We start from the raw sequence: 554 nt of genomic DNA on the forward strand, positions 1-554 counted from the left end.
AGGAAGTTTGAGGGGTTATTGCAAAGGTCTCAAAAGCTATGCCTCCCAACAATCTCAACCTACATCCAGCGTAAGTGAAGCTCCAACACCGCAATTTTCTGATTACCCTGCACAAAAAACACACCATGGTAAAAATGCGCCCGTCAAATTGGTTTCTGAATTTGATCGCAACTTCAGAACTCGTATACGAGATACGGAAAACATGGAAGCCAACTTTGCTGGAAACCATGTCATCTCGACATGGGGCTGTGGCACCATGTGCACTATGGGCGTAGCAGTCAATACACAAACAGGGGATGTTACGGGTTTACCTGGAACTATCTGTTGCTGGTGGGGTGAAGGGGAAAATATTATTTTTAGACCCAATAGCCGTTTACTGATCTTAGCTGGAAGAATCAATGAAGGCGATGTTTATGGCGCTCATTTTTATGAGTTCCTAGACAATCAATTTGTCCACATCAAAACTACTGTACTACCTGAAAATGACTAACTACAGCTTTATGCCATAAACCATTCAGTACAAATCGAGTAGGGTGAGGTTTGCACCTCATCCC

1 protein-coding gene is annotated in these 554 nt (G+C 43.3%); it reads left to right on the top strand.

The genetic code is table 11. The features are described 5' to 3' along the window. Nucleotides 1-490, top strand: a 490-nt coding sequence (locus tag HMPREF3144_RS11660; RefSeq protein WP_070476493.1) for a hypothetical protein, incomplete at its 5' end; no start/stop codon positions are given. Nucleotides 491-554 lie beyond the last annotated feature (64 nt).

This window comes from Oligella sp. HMSC05A10, assembly GCF_001808335.1.
GTDB lineage: Bacteria > Pseudomonadota > Gammaproteobacteria > Burkholderiales > Burkholderiaceae_B > Oligella > Oligella urethralis.